Annotated in this window: 14 protein-coding genes; 2 read left to right on the plus strand and 12 right to left on the minus strand. The window is 61.3% G+C overall.

The window, feature by feature from the left end:
- The 8 genes from WS92_RS24835 to WS92_RS24870 form a co-directional block, all read right to left on the minus strand.
- Positions 1-1,173 (minus strand): hypothetical protein, encoded by a 1,173-nt coding sequence (locus WS92_RS24835; RefSeq protein WP_082743657.1) that lies wholly within the window; start codon positions 1,171-1,173, stop codon positions 1-3.
- A 207-nt stretch (positions 1,174-1,380) separates the two neighbouring features.
- Positions 1,381-2,280 carry a Mu-like prophage major head subunit gpT family protein gene (locus tag WS92_RS24840; RefSeq protein WP_059931306.1) on the minus strand — a complete coding sequence of 300 codons (900 nt, stop codon included), beginning with the start codon at positions 2,278-2,280 and terminating at the stop codon, positions 1,381-1,383.
- An 8-nt stretch (positions 2,281-2,288) separates the two neighbouring features.
- The gene (locus WS92_RS24845) at positions 2,289-2,678 is read right to left on the minus strand and encodes a Mor transcription activator family protein (protein WP_059931305.1); all 390 of its coding nucleotides are present in this window, start codon (positions 2,676-2,678) and stop codon (positions 2,289-2,291) included.
- Between the two features lie 265 nt (positions 2,679-2,943).
- Positions 2,944-3,249, minus strand: a complete 306-nt coding sequence (locus WS92_RS24850; protein ID WP_059931303.1) for a hypothetical protein — start codon at positions 3,247-3,249, stop codon at positions 2,944-2,946.
- A gap of 10 nt (positions 3,250-3,259) precedes the next feature.
- On the minus strand, positions 3,260-3,475 hold the full coding sequence (locus WS92_RS24855) for a hypothetical protein (protein WP_059931301.1): 216 nt from the start codon (positions 3,473-3,475) through the stop codon (positions 3,260-3,262).
- Entirely contained in the window at positions 3,475-4,389 is a 915-nt protein-coding gene (locus WS92_RS24860) for an AAA family ATPase (protein ID WP_059931299.1), read from the minus strand. The genes WS92_RS24855 and WS92_RS24860 overlap by 1 nt, the downstream gene beginning before the upstream one ends.
- A gap of 180 nt (positions 4,390-4,569) precedes the next feature.
- A complete protein-coding gene (locus WS92_RS24865) occupies positions 4,570-6,570 on the minus strand; it encodes a transposase domain-containing protein (protein ID WP_082743655.1) in 2,001 nt (666 codons plus the stop codon).
- Positions 6,560-6,850, minus strand: coding sequence for a DNA-binding protein (locus tag WS92_RS24870; RefSeq protein WP_063533486.1), 291 nt, complete (start codon positions 6,848-6,850; stop codon positions 6,560-6,562). The genes WS92_RS24865 and WS92_RS24870 overlap by 11 nt, the downstream gene beginning before the upstream one ends.
- Positions 6,851-6,940: 90 nt before the next feature.
- Here WS92_RS24870 and WS92_RS24875 point away from each other — a divergent pair, with 90 nt between their 5' ends.
- The gene (locus tag WS92_RS24875; RefSeq protein ID WP_059931295.1) at positions 6,941-7,552 is read left to right on the plus strand and encodes a helix-turn-helix domain-containing protein; all 612 of its coding nucleotides are present in this window, start codon (positions 6,941-6,943) and stop codon (positions 7,550-7,552) included.
- 509 nt (positions 7,553-8,061) lie between these two features.
- Here the strand turns inward: WS92_RS24875 and WS92_RS24880 are convergent.
- The 3 genes from WS92_RS24880 to WS92_RS24890 all read right to left on the minus strand — a co-directional run bounded on the left by WS92_RS24880 (position 8,062) and on the right by WS92_RS24890 (position 12,598).
- On the minus strand, positions 8,062-9,177 hold the full coding sequence (locus WS92_RS24880; protein WP_061083882.1) for an ISAs1 family transposase: 1,116 nt from the start codon (positions 9,175-9,177) through the stop codon (positions 8,062-8,064).
- Positions 9,178-9,881: 704 nt separating this feature from the next.
- Positions 9,882-11,342, minus strand: a complete 1,461-nt coding sequence (locus WS92_RS24885) for a beta strand repeat-containing protein (protein ID WP_059930845.1) — start codon at positions 11,340-11,342, stop codon at positions 9,882-9,884.
- An 830-nt stretch (positions 11,343-12,172) separates the two neighbouring features.
- Positions 12,173-12,598 carry a winged helix-turn-helix transcriptional regulator gene (locus WS92_RS24890; RefSeq protein WP_015602382.1) on the minus strand — a complete coding sequence of 142 codons (426 nt, stop codon included), beginning with the start codon at positions 12,596-12,598 and terminating at the stop codon, positions 12,173-12,175.
- Between the two features lie 171 nt (positions 12,599-12,769).
- Here WS92_RS24890 and WS92_RS24895 point away from each other — a divergent pair, with 171 nt between their 5' ends.
- A complete protein-coding gene (locus WS92_RS24895) occupies positions 12,770-13,777 on the plus strand; it encodes a zinc-dependent alcohol dehydrogenase family protein (protein WP_059931124.1) in 1,008 nt (335 codons plus the stop codon).
- Between the two features lie 42 nt (positions 13,778-13,819).
- Here the strand turns inward: WS92_RS24895 and WS92_RS24900 are convergent, their stop codons facing one another.
- Positions 13,820-14,839, minus strand: a complete 1,020-nt coding sequence (locus WS92_RS24900; protein WP_015602339.1) for a hypothetical protein — start codon at positions 14,837-14,839, stop codon at positions 13,820-13,822.
- Positions 14,840-15,193 lie beyond the last annotated feature (354 nt).

The following is a 15,193-nucleotide window of genomic DNA, read 5'->3' on the forward strand; positions in this document are numbered from 1 at the left end:
TTATTGGTTCCTCAGTCGAACACAGCGGATGTATAACGAGCCAACCGCGTCTCCGGATGGCCCCACCCAATCACCACATCGCACGCCTTTCATTATCCAACTGTCTGGAGCATCCACCTGATGTGGTCCATTACCGCCGTTACTCTTGATCGGCCCGAATTCCGCAAAATCGTACGGCTGACACGTTGCACCTGCATTCGCTTTGCCATTGTCCCGGTTGTACAAGTCGTTCAGCACATCGTTCGACCAGCCTCGGTTTGCGAACCACCAGTTTCCGTCCGGCGTCATGCGATGCGAGCCTCGCGAGAACATGTTGCCCCAATCATCCACGGCCCACGTTACTGCGCTGTAGGCGTTGTTGATGATTTCGAAACCGCCGTCATCGCGCGCTCGGAGGTACGTGCTAACGTCTTGGCCATCTCGCCAGTTTCTAAGCTGTAAGTCCGCCTGCCAGCCTTGTTTGCTGAGCGCTAAGCGGCCGCCAACGATTCCGCCGGACGTGTTCAGCTTCGAGTTTGGGTCGAAGTTACCAGTGTCCCAAGGAGTCGATCCTGCGAAACTCGGTCGAGTCGAAAGGTTCATGACGCCGTTTTCATCGATCACCGTGTACGTGTACGCGTTCGATGGACCAGTTCGGAAAACAACGTTTCTGACGGACGGGTCGTTGTAGATCATCGGCTTCGTGCCGTCGTTGTCCGCATGCCCCAGGCTCAACTGAACCTGTGGCACCGCCAACGTACCAGTCATTGCGCCTCCGCCCTTGGGAACGGCGTTGTTCAGCACCCACTGCTGCGTCGCATATGCAGCAAGTTGACTCGCGAACGCGACCACGCCGACGTCGGTTGTATCGACCGTCACACGCAGACCCGAACCATCCGTCGCCCAACCGATCCTCACCGTATTGGAACCTTGACCAGCACCAGTACCTTGTTGAACCGGCATGTAATCGAGCTTGGGCTGATAGTTCGCGCCCGCATCGACGACGATCTTCTGAATCGCTTTGAGGACTTGCCTGTTGTCGGCCGGATCGAGCTTGATGCCGACACTTTCCGGCACGGCGACAAGCTCATCCTGCACAGCTTGCATGAACTCTCGTGTGACAACCGATCCTTTGATGCCTTGCGAAGGATCGCCCGCATGCCAGTTGCCATCCGGCGTATTGATCTTTTGCATTCTCGTTCACCCAAAAATTTGATTCGTTATGCGAATAATATTGAAAATGATGATGGTCACAGGGGGCCGCCATTTCTGGCGGTGGACTGCGACCGGCTCCAAGGTTGACCATGGGTCATGGATGGGTCCGTAAACCCTCGCGCGGGCGCTATGGTCAACCTATCTCGCGCCTTTGCGGAACAACCGCACTGCTATGCTTCTCGCCGCTTACGGCAAATACTGCGTGACAACCACTTGTACGAGGTTGTAGTTCGGATTCGGCACGTTGTCGGCAAGACGATCCGCTTGCGCGACATTAAATGCAGCCTTGCGATTCGACATACCGCAAAGCAGGATGGTCGGCTTGATTCCGAGCGGACGTCCCTCATCGGATTGAAGGCTGGTCATTGCTGCATATGCCGCGTCGAAATTGTCAGAGTTCAATGCGAGATTGCTGCCGAACGCTTGTTGCCAGAACCCAAACCCCATGTTGACGCGCGCATCGACGCCATACAGAAATTCGTCTTTCAGGAACACGGAAGCATCATTCAAGTTCGTCAGCGCATTAAGCGCATACGGGCGACGCTCCTGAAAAATAAACGGCTTCAGGGACCGCGATGTATCCAACAGATACCACGGTGCCTTTTCCTCACCCTTCTTTGCAACCTGACAGTTCGAGGCTTTCGACTCGCTATCTTTACCGACCGGATGCTGGTCGCTGAAAAAGGGAAGTCCGTCGTAACAATTGGCAGTGAAGCCACTTGCGATCAATTCGAACAACAATTCGTCGGGATGGACCGCCGCCGCACCGCCCATGTCTTTGAAGAGCGGAGCGAACAGGCCATACGTATCGTCCTCGATGTTGTCTCGCTCGATGCTGATCGTGGACTCGAATTTCCGATTCTTGATCGTGTATTCGTACGCTTTCAGATTCTGGATGACACGATCACCGATCCATTCGCGCAGGCGTGGAAACTGCCCCAGCCACGTATAGTGCTCTTCGCGAGTATTGGACGGCACTTTCGTAGCCAAGTCTTTCCATACGGACGACGCACCGTCGAATCCGTTTTGATAGGCCGTCTTGACGCCGGTATAAATGGCGTTGAGGTTTGTTCCGTTGATAATCATGGTCGCGCTTATTCCCCACTTCCTTCGTTGATGATCTGGCGAATGCGGCGCTCCGTCAGTTGAAAACGCTGCGCCAAGGCGGCGATCGTCGCCCCGTCGTTTCGGCGCGAACAGATGTCGGCATTGCGTTCGCTATGCCCACTGCCAACTTGCTGCGGTACGTAGACGACGATACCGCCGAACTGCGCCCGCACCTCTCGCGCAAGCTTCTTGCCAAACAGTCGATCAAACGGCGTATATTTGTCGCTCAAGCGCGGAATAATCATGTCCTGTCCGCCGACCTCATCGCACAGGTTGTTGGCGTTGTATTCGCCGATGAATCGGCTAAGGCGCTCGAAACGCGTCACCTCGGGACGCACCCGCTCCTTGGGGAAAAGTACCTCTTCAACAGTTTTCACTTGGGCTCCTGAACCGGAAACATTTCCGTTGCCAAGATTTGACCGCGAATCACCAAGCAAAAACAGGCTGGCCTATGTCACTGGGAAAATTGCTACATCGGTCACATGCGGCCCCAAAAAAATGGCGACGCTTGAGCGTCGCCACCGTGATGCGTACCACCTTGCGGCCGATATGGCTAGGACCGTTTTTAACGGGGGTTTAACGCCCCTCGCGGAGAAATCTGATACCAAGGGTGCCAGCCGAACAGCAGGCCGCTTATAGCGGCTATCGCGCAGAACGTTCGAGCCGATCCGTAATCAGATCCAGCAGGGCGACAAGCTGATCCCCCTTGACATGGTCAAGGTGATAGCTCCCCGGCCTGTCACCGGATACACACAACCCGCTTACGGCCTTGAGCGCCCGCGTCGCGATATTCACATCATCCTCGAAATCGAAATCGTGCTGACGCTGGCCCCGTGACCTGTCATGTGCTTCGCCCATAATCACCCCAATTGCGTTGACCAAGTTCTCGCGCGGCGCGGCGACATTGACATGCGCCACCTTCAGATTGATTTGCTGACCGTTATTCATACACGCCCCGTTAGATTCGTCCTTTCAACACTTCGATGACCCTGTCTGCACGCGCAACCGACAGTTGCTCAAGCGTGTCAACCTTCGCGATGCGCTTGAGTATCTTCAGAAACTCCGGATCGTCCATCCCGTTAAATCCAGCAGCCCCGACCAAAAATCGAATGGTGAGAAGCTGGCTAGGCTTCGCGAAGTACAGACGAGTTCCTTTCACCGCAATGCCCGCCATTACTGAATCCCCCATGCGCCGACGCTGACAGCCGCCGCTTTAAACGTGCGCTCGTCAATATCACGACCACTGGCCTTCGCGTAGACACGCGCCGCCTGCACCGTTGCCCCGAGGAACCGCAAGCCACCGTCCTGCGTGCCGATCATGACTGCCAGCTCGCGCAACTTTCGCCCTCTCAGATTCCAAGCCTCCAACAGGGCGTCAACATCGCCTTCGCTCGGTTTATCTGCGACAACTCGCGCACCACCAACACGCGACGTGATCTGCGCGATCTTCGCCGACTCCAACGCCTTGTAACCAGCCGTGTTTCCCATGAACGCAACGGCGATCCCGCACTCATCCGGAAAGATGCGAAGTTCATCAAGGCGTCGCGTCGGCAGAAGCTGGGCCTCATCAAAGATCAGCATCCCGCCTTCCGGCACATGCTGAGTAATCCATTGCCGCAGATTCCGCTCTTTATACGCGTCAAGGCCATATGCTCCCCGCGCGCTGCCGACAACGGCGTTGAGCGCGGCCGTCCATGTGGTGTTTTCGCCATCGAGCTGCACGTACACCACGTTCGTTGAACCGACATGCCCCATGGCGTTCTCACGCTTCGCGTAATACCGCGCAGTCTTGGACTTCCCAATGCCGGACGCACCATAGATCAACGCAATTCCGCGCTGGCCGCGATCGTCCTTGGCTTGCCGCGCTTGATCGAACGCTCGCATGATCCGACGAGCGGTTGGCGTCTCCGTGAAGTCATCGGCGTGCGCCCGCATTTCGTCGTCAATATCCGATAGCCAAACAGCGACCGCATCGTTCACCGCATCAGCCTTCGCGCCGTCCACCCACCGTTTCAGATCGGCGCTCGACACACCGGCCTCGACCGCGATCCGGCCCATCCCAATACCGCCGTCGATCAATTCCGACACGCGGCCACGGGCCGAGCTTTCCGAAATGCTCTGCCGGATTGGTCGAACGTTCTCCGCAGTGGTCCCCGTGGGCGTACTGCTGTTAGTCTGCGTTAAAGTCATTTACACTTACCTCTCTCGCTTGGGGTTTAACTACCTCGATTCATGCAAGGGCGCGCTAACGCCCGACGCATGGCCCTGCTAAGCCCCGCCGAATGCGCGCTTGGGTGCGCGTTCGGCGGCAAGGGTTTCTTCCATTTCATCGACAAGCCTCTGAATCTCTGCATCCTCTTGAGCCTTTGCGCCGTCCGGATGCGGCATCGCATCGGCACGCGCGTTCACAATTTCGATGACTTGCGGAATCGGTAGAATCTCGCCCGTCACAGGATCGGCCTCGGTTCCCAACCAATCGGCGGGATCGGCCTGAAGCGCATGCAGCGCTTTTGCTTGCTGTTTGACACTCTTGATGTAGTCGGCGCGTCGCTTCGCATGCTCCTTCGCCGCGCGCTTGTCGAGGAACGGCGTGAGCGTCGTCATCGTCGCTTCGGCTATAAGCTTCTCGCCCCTGTACAGATAGACCGCCTGCGTAAGATCGTCGGGGTTGTAACGCACGTAGTACCCGCTGCCGCCCGGCAACGCGGCCAGTTTTTCCGACCAGTAGCGATTCCCGAGGATCGTGAACGAATGGTCGCGACGGTTCAGCGTGACCGGCACTGCGGAGTAAGCGCACAAACGTGCCTGTGCTTCGGTTATCCGCCGCGCAACCGTGCTGCCCTCGCGGCTCAACTCGCCATATACCTGCATAGGGCTGCGCTTTTCCATGCCTTGGCCCCGATGCGGAGTCCGGTGATACGCGTCTACCTCGTCGGCAAATACCTTGCGAAAAAGGGAAAGCGGCACCGCCTTACGTGCATCCCACTCTTCCGGCCGCGCATCGGGCTTGTGGCCGCAATACGCACCCTGAAATTCCGGGCGCGGCTCCGTCCGATCTTTGATCGTGCCGAATGCACGCTCGATTGGTTTGGACTGGCCGTGTGCGGTCATCGCCCACGTGATTTGAACGCCGAGCATGGGAAAGAGGCCGATGATCTCGTCGTCTTTCACCTTCCCGCGCTGTCGCCACGGCGCGCCGCCGGAAATTTCCTTCGCGGCGTTCTCCATACCGTTGTCCATCAACATTCCGCGCGGGATGATTCGATTGGTGCGAGTCATTGCGCTGAGAAATGCCTGTCTAACAACGTCGGCGTCGAGCGATGCGGAAATGGCGTAGCCGAGAATGACGCGCGTACGAACCTCTTGAATGCCGAGCACGTACGGACGCAACACGCGCCCCTTGACGCCGAGACTTCCATCGTCGTCGCGCACCATCAGGTCAATCCGGCGACCATCAAGGCACCATAGTTCGTGCAAACTGAGCGAGGTGTAATCGCGACGCTGCGTCGGTGACAGCGCCTTGAGGGCCGTCCCACCGCTCTTGAGCAGAGTCCGGACGTCTTCCGGCACTCGGAGAAAGTCGCGCTTCGCCGTGTCATATGACGGAATCGACCAATCAAGGGACGCACCCGCCTCTTGCGTGCGACGCCATGCGGTACGAACCTTCGCACCCGGTGCCATTGCAGCGCGCAAAAAGAACTCCCACGCTGCCGGCGACCACTCGGCTTTCTTTGCGTTGTCGATTCGGTAGTCCGGGCAAACGAGCGCAAGCCAGTGTTCACGCGGTTGCCCGTCGATTTCCTTCAACCAGCGGTTGAGCGCCATCCGACCTATGCCGTGCTCCCGTTGAATGTCGGCATACGCTGCCATGCGGCTTTTCCCTGCTGCAAGCGCTTCGAACCACGAGAGAACCGCGACAAGGTTTCGTTCGGCGCGCGCTTTCAGTCTGTCGGACGCGTCCTCAAACCTCCGCCATGTCTCGGTAGCGCAATCGTTGGACTTGGCCCGCGACTCCGTCGAGATTGGCTCGTCGCGATCCAGCCTGTATCGTTCGACGTAATAGCGTGCCTTCGCGGTGGCAGGAAGGCTGTCGAAGCGAATGCGGAACTGTTCGCCACCGTTCGCGCGAATCGTCTCCGCGTCAAGCTCGCCGGACTTGATACGACGAATCACTGCATCCTTACCGACGCCCAAAAGCGCGACAGCTTCACGCGTCGTGATCCATTCACGCTCGCCTTTGCCGATCACGTTCTCGCCTTTATTCGTCATGGGTTTTATGGGTGTCGCGGCGCTCAGCCAGCGACCGCGAAGGCGCGACACCTTTGCTGTCGAAGGTGTCGCATACGTCGTCGGCAATTTCCCCCTCTTTCAAGCCGAGTAAGACCGCAGCCTTATGGCTTTGCCCGATCCTTGCCTGCCGCGTCCCCTTTAGAACCGCATGCACAACGGCAGGGTTGAGGCCGTGTCTTTTCGCCCAGCTCGATACACTGACCCCCTTTCGGCTGAAGTCGGCCAGCACTTCCTCCCGTGTCTTGAGTTTCACCGTCATATGTCACCTGTTAAGATTGAATATCGCAAACGCGAACATGTATCGCATTTGCGAACTTACTCGCGTTCGCGATACATGTCAACAGGTCCTATGTCAGAAAAGAGAAACACTCAACACGAGCGTCTGCGTGAAGAACGGGAGCGGTTGGGGCTTAGCCAAGCGAAATTTGCTGCGGCCTGTGGTATCGGCAAGACTGCGCAATACACCTATGAAGCGGGCGAGCGGACACCTGACGCCGCCTATCTCGAGGCGGCGGGACGGCTTGGGGTGGACGTGTGGTACGTAGTGCTGGGAGAACGCACGACCAGCGATATGATCGCCACCATGGCACTTCGTACGGTCCTAAACCACATTACGGAACGCCTCGGCTTAGACCATCAACAGGTCGAGCTAGCGGTAAAAACTGCTGAGGAACACGAGCGTAACGAGACTGGATGGCAGCGGTCCGAGTCCGACCCAGTCGCAACGTATGAGTTGGTCTCACGAATCGTCAGTGACGCCCTTGCAAAGCGTGACGAGTTGTCACAAACGACGCTCCAAGCCGTTCTCGAAGGCGTTGAAAACACTCTCCGGGAGTCAGGACAGGATATTTCTTCCGCGAAGAAAGCTGCCGCAATTGCCCTCCTCTATCGATCATTCGTCGCCACGGGTAAGATCGACACCAAGGCGATTAGTGATGCTTTAACCCTCGCCGCAGGCTAGTACCGTCGTTTTTCACAGGTTATTTGTCCCTGTCATATCAAATCGACGTGATACCGCCGCTCTGATCACGATCCGCTCACTTCCGTGCAGGCCTGCTCGGTTTTTTTGCAAAATCCGCTCGGTTTTTGCATAGTTTTTCGGATTTTCTCGAAAGCCCACGAAATGGCCGAGCGGCCCGTGCGACGCGGGCTTCGGCCACTTTCACCCCTTGCTTATCAATGCTCAGATTGAGCGCCCCCCCACAATTTCGGCACCGCGAAATGTGCGGGAAACGCTCGGAAGAGGCCGCTAACGATCAGCAAAAAATCCAATCGAAACAATGACTTGTCAAGACACGACGCAATCCTGGCGAATACCGGACGAAGGAACGCGCGTCTTTCCCGGAGCAAGACCGAAGCCGACTCCACGCCCGGATCGACCCGGCGCCGAGCGGATGATCATCGCATACATAATCCTTACGTCCAAGTCCGGACTCCAGTCGTTCCAGGGCTTCCGCATGAAGAGGCATGTCAGGCAAGGCCGAGGATGGAGTCACGCATAGCGGTATCCCATGCGGCGAGGTTACGGATGTTCTTCAGGCTCACCTTCTTGGGCTGCCGACTCTGAGCCAGCCGGGCGAGATTGAGTGTGATCTTGCGCAGACTGGCCATGTTGCGGGCGGCCAGGGTGTCGCGGATCAGGCTGGCATCCTCGCCCCACGAGACATCGAGGACCCAGTGCAGTTGGTTTTCGATGCCCCAATGAGCACGGATGATCGGAGCCATCTCAGTTGCTTTCACCGCTTTCGAGCTGATGTAGTAACAGCGCTCGGTCGTCACTTTCTCGCCAATCTGGCGTGTGCGCTCGAGCATCACCAGCCGCTGGAGACCCGCCCAGTGCTGTCCTGTCCCGCTCAGCCACGCCACATCATCGCTGACCCGGCAAACCCGGGTCTCCAGCCGCCCGTGGCCTTTGTCATGTTCGGTGTGCTCCCAGTACGAGCTTTCGAGCTTGCCGTCCTGGGCAGCCGCAAACCACTGGCGCACGCCTTCGGCCAGTCGCGGCTGATTGTCCTTGACCGCCAGAACGTAGTCGGCCCCGGCCTCCACGATCGTGCGTGCGATCTCGTGCTGCGTGCCGATCGCGTCGATCGTTATCGTCGCGCCCTGCAGATCGAGCGCGGCCAGCAATTCCGGGATCGCCGTGATCTCATTGCTCTTATCGACCGTGCTCACTTGCCCGAGGCTCAAGCCGTTGTTCGAGCACCATGCCGACACCAAATGCAGCGCCGCATGCGTGCCGCTACGGTTGCCGCGCACCGCCTTGCCGTCAATCGCCACATGCTGGCCAGCCAGCGCCGGACACAGTTGCCCGACCCAGTCGATGAAGCAGCGCTCAAACGCTTTCGCACTGAGCGCGCCGAATACCCGCCGGAACGTATCGGGCGACGGCACGCCGTTCTCATACGCCAGATGGCTACGCAGCCAAGCAAGCTGCGTGCGGCCCCACAGTGTCATCGTTTCCCAGTCCTCCACGCCGCACAGCACCGCGCACAGCGCCGCAAACAGGACTTCCTCCAGCGGATAACGGCAGGCGCGGCAGCGCGGGTCTCGCAGTTCGGCAAACGCGTCCATGATCGTTGGCATCTCTCGTCCGGCAAAAATCGAGAGTAAACCTGAGACGCCAAATGTTTACAACAACCTTTTCCGCTCTCAGCCTTGATTCATGGGGGCCTTCATGCGGAAGCCCTGCCAGTCGTTCGCCCCTTCTTGACGCGCCTGGAACGGCGCCGGCAAGCTGGCGTCGCGGCCTTGCCCGCATCGTCGGCCAGACGACGGACGTGATGTGGAATCGGGATAGGGGCGGTCAGTTGATCTGACCGATCCCCTCCCACCACCCGGCATGCGGGTCCGCACCGGGCGGTTCGAGCAGTTGAGGTTACGAGAGCCGGGGCACCGCGTCTGCCCAACGCTCGATCCACCTCGTCCAGCAACACCCGGCAACACATTGGTCAGCAGCGGCGAGAGTGGGCCACCTTGCGGTGTGCCCTCGTATCGCTCACTGACCACCCCGCCATCCCTGCTCGGCGGCGCCTTCCATGCAGTTCTTGTTCATCGGCTCGCGATTTGCGATCCACGCTTCCTCCCCACACTTGGTCGCCCTCATGCAGTTGCGCTTCACTTCATTCGCCGCGACCAGCTTATGGCGGGACTTGCACCCGCAGGAGTGCGCCCATGCTGGGCGCACAACGACAAGGCGGCATGGCGTCGCCGCCATGCCGCCCTGCTTCGTCTTCCGGCCGGCCACGATGAGCGCGCCCCGCTACCGGGCCGGGGCGCGCCGCGCGCCATTACTTCGGCAGCGCGCCGGCGAGCGTCGCGATCGCCGAGGAAACCGGCGCAAGCGGATTCGACGCCGCAGCCGTCGACTTCGACGATGACACGCTCAGGTTCGGCAGCGACGCCACCACCGTGCCGACCGACGAGCCCACCGAGTTGACGACCGTGCTCGCGGCGGCGGCGCCCGTCGACAACAGCGAGCCGGTCGACGCGGCCGTGCTGCCGAACGCATTGCTGCCCGACGTCAGGACCTTGCCTGCCGAGGCCGCGCCCGAGCCCATCAGCGCGGAGCCGACGCTTCCGAGTTGCGAGCCCGTCGCGACGCCGGTGCCGGCCGCGCCCGTCAACGCGCCCGCGATGCCGCCGACAGCGCCGCCAATCGCGGCAGCCGGGTTGCTGCCCGCGACCGTTGCAATCGCGCCTGCCGCGTTGTTCGCCGTGCTCGTCAGGGCGCCGGCCGGATTGGCGACGGGCAGCGCGCTCACGAGGCCGCCGACCGCGCCCGTGACCGGATTACCGTTCGCAGCCCTCGTGAGCGTGCCCGCGACGTTGCTCACCGCTCCCGTCAACGTGGCCGTCGGGTTCGCGACGGGAAGTGCGCTCGTCAGGCCGCTCACGACGCTCGTGATCGGCGTGATCGGATTGCCGCCGATCGCGTTCGCGAGCGTGCCGACCACGTTGTTCACGACGCCCGGCAGCGGATTGCTGCTCACCGCCCCCGAGATCGCGCCAGCCACGTTGCTTGCGGCCCCCGCCAGTGCGCCCGAGCCATTGCTGGCCGCGCCGGCCAATGCGCCAGTCGCGTTGCTCAGCGCGCCCGGCAGCGGGTTGTTCGCCGCCGCGTTTTGCAGCGTGCCCACCGCGTTGTTCAATGCGCCCGGCACCGGGTTGCTGTTCGCGAGATTCGTCAGCGTGCCGACCACGGTGTTCGCGACGCCCGACAGCGGGTTGTTCTCTACCGCGCCTTGCAGCGTGCTCACCGCGTTGTTCAATGCACCCGGCACCGGGTTGCTGTTCGCGAGATTCGTCAGCGTGCCGACCACGGTGTTCGCGACACCAGACAGCGGATTGTTCGCCGCCGCGTTTTGCAGCGTGCTCACCGCGTTGTTCAGCGCACCCGGCAGCGGGTTGTTGCTCGCCAAATTCGTTAGCGTGCCGACCGCGCCGCTCGCCACACCCTGAATCGGATTGTGGCTCGCCGCGTTCGCGAGCGCGCCAGCAAGGTTGTCGAGTGCGCCGTTGCTGATCGAGGCATCGGCCGAACCAAGCGCGCTCGCATGGATCGATCCATGTTGCGCTCCGCCGGCAAGCGCCAACGTCGCGCCGCCCCAACCGGCACCGCCAAGGTCGGCCACCGAAGCGGAAATCGGAAGCGTGTCCAACCCGCCTGCGACAGCCGGCGTCGCAGCCGCGACCCCAAATGCGACCGCAGCGGACAGTGCAATGCTCGTCAACCTGAAGTTTTGTTTCATATGTGACCTCGTGTGGATAGGTACCGCCGTCGTTACGGCGCCGAGGTCATCGCACGGAGCATGCCAGCATGTGCGCCGGATCGATCGCGCACTATTTCCATCAGGAAAACAATATCAGGACGAATTTAATTGCTCGATGCATCGCACAAACAGAATAGTTGACCTGAGCCGATGCCGCCGTTACGCAGGCCGTAACGTAACATCGCATTCCATTCCGTTACACTCTACGTTCAAATATCCCGTTGAAATACGCATGCATAAATTCCATAAAAATCCAATGAAAATTCAATAAAAATTTTGCCGATACCTCACATCGAACCTGTCTGCCCCCTCAGCACGACGATCGCTGAAGAGCGGCCGACACGTCGCGCGAGTCAACGCACTTCCATAACCTTCCCCCAAGGGGACCGGTCAGCGTTCATCAGACTTGAACGCCCATCCCGTATGCGCTACGCAGCGGGACAGCATCGGCTATTACCTGTCATATAGAAATACAAATCCTCATATCCTGCGCAAGCATTCCTTCCAAAATTTCACAAAATTCCGTTTTAAATGAATAGGAAATGTCGATCCGAAAATTTTTCGGATCATGCGCGTTCGCGCAAAAAAAGATCGAATGAACTCGTGGCTGTTCATGAAGCGGACATCTTCGTCGGTATCTGGCACGGCGATCCACGCTTCCAAAGACGAGAAGGGAAAAGCCCGCGCCGAAGATCTCGACCGGCGTCCAGATGAGCGCCCGCGACGTGCTTGCCGTGGACGTCGATCCCGCATCCGGGCCTGAAAAATCAGGCGAAGGCGCGCCTGGCCGATCCGCGCCCATCGGCGCGCTACGCGGCCTTCATCGCGCCGGCCGTGCGTTTGCGTGGCCGAGCCGGTGCGTCGCAGGTCGCCGCGTCGCGCGCCGACTCGGTCGAACCCGCGGCCAACTGATGTGTCCGATACGCATCGCCCCATTCGCGCAAGCTGATCAGCACGGGCGCGAGCGTCTTGCCGAACGGCGTCAGTTCGTATTCGACCTTCGGCGGCACCTGCGGGTAGACGTGGCGCACGACGATCCCGTCCGCCTCGAGCTCACGCAATTGCAGCGTCAGCATTCGCTGCGTCGTGTTCGGCATCAGCCGCGTGAGCTCCATGAAGCGCTTCTTCTCCTTCAAGAGATGAAACAGGATCACGGGCTTCCACAATCCACCGATGACGGAAAGGGTCACCTCGACGGAACACCCGCTCTTGCTGTCGAAACGCTTCGGTCGCATCGCGCATATACCTACAAAATTGATAGTACCGGCTTTAATTGTACGTTCTTGCATCGAAAGAAGTACATGCGGACAATTTGCTCATCCCCCGCCGGCCGCCCCCACCCGGCCGTTCCGGGCGCATCGTTCGCACACCGCGCGATGCGCCCGCCACTCACAGGAGTCGAATTGATGAAAGCCGTCATGTTGCGCCAGCCCGCCGGCCTCGAGCATCTCGAACGCGTGACGCTCGCCGATCCGGGCGCGCCCGCCTCGGGAGAAATCCGCGTTCGCATTCACGCGAGCTCGCTCAACTATCACGACCTCGGCGTCGTCACGGGCAGGCTGAGCACTGCCGACAAACGCATTCCGATGTCGGACGGCGCGGGCGTCGTCGAAGCGATCGGCGAAGGCGTCACGGAGTTCGCGCCCGGCGATGCTGTCGTGTCGACCTTCTTCCCGCAATGGCTCGACGGCGGGCCGACCACCGCGGACTTCACGACGGTGCCGGGCGATGGCGTCGACGGCTACGCGCGCGAGGCGGTCGTGCGCCCCGCGCACTGGTTCACGCACGCGCCGAATGGCTACACGCACGAAGAAGCCGCGACGCTGACGACAGCGGGCCTCACCGCCTGGCGCGCACTCGTCGTCGACGGAGGCTTGAAGGCGGGAGACAGCGTGCTCGTGCTCGGCACGGGCGGCGTGTCGATCTTCGCGCTGCAGTTCGCGAAACGCATGGGCGCGACCGTGATCGCCACGTCGTCGTCGGACGAGAAGCTGGAGCGGGCGCGTGCGCTCGGCGCGGATCACGTCGTCAACTATCGTCGCGACGCAAACTGGGCGGCGAAGGTGCTCGAACAAACGAGCGGGCGCGGCGTCGACCACGTGATCGAAGTGGGCGGCCCCGACACGCTCCCGCAATCGATCCAGGCATGCCGGATCGGCGGCCATATCGCGCTGATCGGCGTGCTGACCGGCATTGCCGGCCCCGTGCCGACCGTCGCGCTGATGGCCCGCCAGCAGAACCTGCAAGGCCTGATCGTCGGCAGCCGCCGGCATCAGATCGACATGGTGCGCGCAATCGACGCGACCGGCATCAAGCCGGTCATCGATCGCGCGTACGCGCTCGACGACATCGCCGACGCCTTCAGCCACCAGGCCGCCGGCAAGCACTTCGGCAAGATCTGCCTGTCGATCTGAGCAAAACGGCGCGAGCCGCGCCGCGCGCGCGGCTCGCGCCGTTCAGCGCATCGATCTGCGCCTCGTGTGAACGATCGGATTGTGCTGCGACGTGAAGCTCATCGACGCGGCCAAGCGCGCCAGCGCGGCCTCGCCCGCCTCGCCGATCCCGCTGCGCGCGGGCGACGCGAGCAGCATGTCGAGCCAGGCGCTCAGCGCGTCGCGATGAAACCGCGCGGCGATCGAAGCAACGGCCTGCGGCGCCGCGATCATCACGCCCGCGAGCAGGTAATACGCCCAGAAGCTGCCCGCGCCCGTCAGACGCTCGAGCCGGCAAACGGCAAGCGCGGCGAGCAGCCCTTCCGTCGACGCAAGGTCCCGGCGCTCGCGAAGAATCGCGGCGGCGACGCCGTTGTGCTCGCCGCCGTATGCATCGACGGTGACCGTCGCATTCGTCGCGAGCGTCGCCGAAAACGCGGCCAACGCTGCCAACGCGTCGACACGCCTCTCGTGCGCGCCCCACATGCGTGCGATCGCCCGGTCGATCACCCGCCCCGCCGCCGGCCCGTCGAAGCTGACGATGCCGCGCATCGCATCGTCCGCGGCTTCGCCATCCGCCGCGAACGCGCGCCCGATGCCAAGCTCGATCGAATCGAGCGCGGCCCAGCCGACTTCGGGATCGTCGTAGCCGAGTGCGTCGGCGACGCCATACGCGCCGTCGAACACGGCCTTCGAACCCGGCAGGTAGCGGTCGACGGCCGCAAGCAGCCGTTTCGTCGGCGTGCGCGCCAATGCGCCATATTCGGCGGCGAGCGCCGTGTCGGCGGATGTGCCGTCGCCCCGCAGCGCCGCGAGCAGTTCGTTCAGGAGATCGGCGTCGGCCGTCGGCCCGCGCCGCGCATTCGCGTCCGCTCTCGCGAGCGTGTTGCACGCGGCAGTCGCGACGCGCGCTTCGCAGCTTGCCGCCGCAGCGGATGCGAAACGCTCCGCATGATCGAGGAGATGCCGAAGCCATGCTGCCGTGCGCAAGCTGCCGAGCGACGGGCCTTCGGCGTCGACGCGATGATTATGACTGTCAGGCATGGGTCATCCGAGAAATAGCGATGCGGATCGTGTCCGCACTCGGGCGACGGCAACTGTCGCTGCACGTCGCGCGCGCCGCCCTCGCCCATGCGTCGAAGGCTCGGTCCCGCGCGGCGTGTCGATGCTCGAACGCGTCGCCCCATTCTTTTCGACAACGGCCGACTCGCGCCCGCCTTGCACTCGATCGGGCTCCGAAGCATCGGCACGACGGTCCCCTCGCCTTCATGCTCGTCTCGCATACCAGCGTGCGCCCCGTGCACGCATGCGCGACGCGCTTGCCCCTCCAGCGCGATCGCGATGCTCGCCAGGCCGCACATGCCGGCACAACGGCATGTGCGGCTGCCCTCGCGTCAG

This window comes from Burkholderia sp. MSMB1588 (genome assembly GCF_001546925.1).
GTDB classification, from domain to species: Bacteria; Pseudomonadota; Gammaproteobacteria; order Burkholderiales; family Burkholderiaceae; genus Burkholderia; species Burkholderia humptydooensis.

Coding starts and splice junctions, on each gene's coding strand:
- WS92_RS24840 (WP_059931306.1), bottom strand. CDS start 2,280: ATGATTATCAACGGAACAAACCTCAACGCCATTTATACCGGCGTCAAG.
- WS92_RS24875 (WP_059931295.1), top strand. CDS start 6,941: ATGTCAGAAAAGAGAAACACTCAACACGAGCGTCTGCGTGAAGAACGG.
- WS92_RS24870 (WP_063533486.1), bottom strand. CDS start 6,850: ATGACGGTGAAACTCAAGACACGGGAGGAAGTGCTGGCCGACTTCAGC.
- WS92_RS24865 (WP_082743655.1), bottom strand. CDS start 6,570: ATGACGAATAAAGGCGAGAACGTGATCGGCAAAGGCGAGCGTGAATGG.
- WS92_RS24835 (WP_082743657.1), bottom strand. CDS start 1,173: ATGCAAAAGATCAATACGCCGGATGGCAACTGGCATGCGGGCGATCCT.
- WS92_RS24880 (WP_061083882.1), bottom strand. CDS start 9,177: ATGCCAACGATCATGGACGCGTTTGCCGAACTGCGAGACCCGCGCTGC.
- WS92_RS24855 (WP_059931301.1), bottom strand. CDS start 3,475: ATGGCGGGCATTGCGGTGAAAGGAACTCGTCTGTACTTCGCGAAGCCT.
- WS92_RS24900 (WP_015602339.1), bottom strand. CDS start 14,839: ATGCCTGACAGTCATAATCATCGCGTCGACGCCGAAGGCCCGTCGCTC.
- WS92_RS24890 (WP_015602382.1), bottom strand. CDS start 12,598: ATGCGACCGAAGCGTTTCGACAGCAAGAGCGGGTGTTCCGTCGAGGTG.
- WS92_RS24850 (WP_059931303.1), bottom strand. CDS start 3,249: ATGAATAACGGTCAGCAAATCAATCTGAAGGTGGCGCATGTCAATGTC.
- WS92_RS24895 (WP_059931124.1), top strand. CDS start 12,770: ATGAAAGCCGTCATGTTGCGCCAGCCCGCCGGCCTCGAGCATCTCGAA.
- WS92_RS24885 (WP_059930845.1), bottom strand. CDS start 11,342: ATGAAACAAAACTTCAGGTTGACGAGCATTGCACTGTCCGCTGCGGTC.